The sequence below is a fragment of the Stenotrophomonas sp. P5_B8 genome (assembly GCF_054049855.1).
This window is the reverse complement of sequence record NZ_JBFULO010000582.1, coordinates 1-1,897: the sequence shown is the minus strand read 5'-3', so window position 1 is coordinate 1,897 and position 1,897 is coordinate 1. Positions and strand designations below refer to the sequence as shown.

Annotated in this window: 2 protein-coding genes and 1 pseudogene; 2 read left to right on the top strand and 1 reads right to left on the bottom strand. The window is 56.5% G+C overall.

From position 1 onward, the window contains the following. A pseudogene (locus ACXJKH_RS19580) lies at window positions 1–238 on the top strand (hypothetical protein); the annotation flags it as partial. Between the two features lie 753 nt (window positions 239–991). Here the strand turns inward: ACXJKH_RS19580 and ACXJKH_RS19575 are convergent. Next, entirely contained in the window at window positions 992–1,453 is a 462-nt protein-coding gene (locus ACXJKH_RS19575; protein WP_457321868.1) for a hypothetical protein, read from the bottom strand. Between the two features lie 143 nt (window positions 1,454–1,596). On the opposite strand from ACXJKH_RS19575, the gene ACXJKH_RS19570 reads away from it, so the two are divergent. Beyond that, window positions 1,597–1,897, top strand: a 301-nt coding sequence (locus tag ACXJKH_RS19570) for a hypothetical protein (protein ID WP_457321866.1), incomplete at its 3' end; no start/stop codon positions are given.

Here is a 1,897-nt window from a genome sequence, read left to right as displayed (position 1 = left end):
GCTTGTAGACGGAAATGCCAGTTCGCTTCCCGGCGACATGCCGACCTTCAGTCGACACGAGTACGCAATCCTCTCTTTCGGCAAGAAGATGACCTTGGCGGAGGCATCGGCTTTCGCTGGTGCCAAGAAGATTGAGGTCCGGGTATGCGACACCGAATACACGCTCCACGACGAGCAGCAGACCGCGCTACGCGACCTAGTCAGAGACGCCCAGGCGACTCCTCCATCCGCCCACTGACTTCTCTAGCGCGCGTGCATCCCAACAAGGAGAGATGAAGATGCAAGATAGCAATGCAGCAACTAACCCATACCAATGTCCTGCATGCGAGGCACCGATCCCATCCGGTCGGACGTCCGCAACGTGTCCAAAGTGCTACGCAAAGCTGCCAAAAGCCATTGTTGAATCGAACCGTGCCAGCGTGACGGAAGGGCAAGAGCGTGGCTCCGCAGCTGCGTGTGTGATCTTCGGCTTGATTGCCCTTGGTGTCGGGCTCTACTTCCTGATCAACCCATCAGCAAGCGGTTACGGCAACTTCGCAAACATGCATGCGCTTGCAATCGGTCAAGCTCTGACCGTCGCTRGGGCTGTCTTGCTTGGGTTTGGCATTCGCCCTCGATAACTTGCTCGCTAGCTTGATCGGGCCCGTTGGCAGAGATGTCAGCGGGCCTTTCGTATGTGCCAATGTCTGCGATCTGGGGCCATCTTCGATTGGGGGTGCTATCCGTAGTCAGAAGCGCACTGGCACGCCCTGCCGCGTGATGTGGGGCGCTCCGCCGACTCTGCATGCAGGGATGTAGCTACTCAGTCCGACGCGCGCTGTGACGCGATTGGTTGGCATTGCTGAGGCTGCTATCGAGTAGAGGGTCAGGATCATCCGCATCCAAGTCGCGAAGTCCTAGGTGAGTCGGGGAAGTCGCGCTACGTCGCTGCCGAAGTGGGGGTAAAGCGTGGGGCACTCCATACAGCCGGAGCGTGCATCGTGCCTGGCTGCTACGCCAAACCGTCGTTAGATTCCAGTGCCGAGCGAATGACTGCCATGGACGATGAGAAGTCTTTCAGCTGCCTGTCCTTCAGATCTCCCAGGTAGCTGACATTGATCTTCTCCCAGGCATCATTGGCGCGGCGTAGAAGCTTCTTGCCATCGTCAGAGAGTCTTGCGTACTTCTGTCGGGTGGAGTCAAAAAAGATAGGTTCGTCTTGCCACTCTTCGATCAGACCGGCGGCATCCAAGCGCCTATAGATGCCTGTCATCGAGGTCGGTGACATGCCCAAGCTCTTCGACACATTGGCTCTGATTGCGTGTGATCCCCGTTTGCAGAGTCGATCAATTTCGCTCAGTGCCAGAAACATGTTCGTGTCGAAACGGACGTCATTCAGCTGCTTATTGGTCTCCAAACGGATTTCATCCAGCTGCTCATCGAGCCTTTTCCGAACTAGCCTTGCCAGTGCCAACAGTTGCTCGATCTCAGGGAACTTTCTAGTCGTGGGCTTCATACATCAGGGAAATATGGGGGGAGGTCCGTATCGTACATCCCCCCATATTGCAGTCGCTAGGCTACTCGTGCAGCAAGTCGCTGCTACTAGGAGATTCCAAAATGAGTGACATGTATCGTGCAATTGAACTGTGCTGCGCCCGGTGCGAGTCCGCGGCTCGCCTCGAGGAGGTGGAGCGTGAAATTGCCGAAATGCTGATTGATGACTATGTCTTGGAGAAGGACGAGGAGTGTGCAGGTCTGCGACCGCTTGAGAGCGCCAGCCTTACGGACTTCCAAGCAACTGAGGAGTTTGGGCGGCTGATTGCAGGCGCGCTTGGAGTGCTGCAGACCGAGTACAGCTTGCAAACTTGTGCTGATTCCCGCTTCCGTGCTCTGTGGAAGGCACGTCAGGCTGTTGAAC